The sequence below is a fragment of the Caenibacillus caldisaponilyticus genome (assembly GCF_002003465.1).
Lineage (GTDB): Bacteria > Bacillota > Bacilli > Bacillales > Sporolactobacillaceae > Caenibacillus > Caenibacillus caldisaponilyticus.
Map to the genome: position 1 here is coordinate 1 of NZ_BDDQ01000146.1, position 845 is coordinate 845.

At 46.6% G+C, this 845-nt stretch carries 1 protein-coding gene; it reads left to right on the forward strand.

Features of this window, described 5'->3' with window-relative positions; translation table 11 throughout:
• Positions 1–602, forward strand: a 602-nt coding sequence (locus tag CCB157_RS16905) for a phage minor capsid protein (RefSeq protein WP_238594764.1), incomplete at its 5' end; no start/stop codon positions are given.
• Positions 603–845: the final 243 nt, after the last annotated feature.

Sequence of the window (845 nt, forward strand, 5' to 3'; positions counted from 1 at the left end):
CACTCAGAGAAGTTATTGGAAAGTGGGCTGAGGATGGCATTCCAGCTTTAATCGACAAAGCGGGACGGCGGTGGTCTACCGAGGCATATGTCAACATGGTGACCCGGACAATGGTCACAAGAATATCAAATGACATGCAAACAGCGAGATTTCAAGAATATGGTGTTGACCTTGTTGAAATCTCATCCCATGCCGACTCTAGGCCGTCGCATATCCCATTTCAAGGGCGGATATATTCCATCAGTGGCAAAAGCAAAAAGTACCCGCCACTAAGTGAAACAGGATATGGGACCATCGAAGGTATCGGGGGTATTAACTGCCGCCATGTCCTTTATCCGTATATTCCCGGAGTGACCAAAAAGCGCTTTGAGCCATATAACGCAACGGAAAGCAAACGTATATATGCCGAGAGCCAAAAACAGCGGTACCTTGAGAGACGAATTCGGGAAGCTAAACGCGAAAAAGCCATGATGGAAGCCATGGGTGATGATGAAGGAGCAAAGCTGGCAGCGGCTAAGGTAAGAGAGCGACAGGCTGTCATGAGGGAATTTATTAAGCAGACCGATAGAACGCGTCGGTATAATCGAGAACAGATCTATTGAGTCGTATCGAAATGATACGGCTTTTTTCTTGCCCGTTTATCCGTAGTGGGCGTTAAAGAAAACGGAAGAATCATTATCCATAATTGGAGGGCTAAACTATGAATCTTATGAACGATTTTCTATATCGCTTGAATTTCAAATTCTTCGCCGCAGATGACAATGGTGGCGGCCAATCCGGTGACCAGCAACCGGACCAAAACGCTGGGGGAGGAGACCAATCTCAACAACAGCAACAAGATCAAC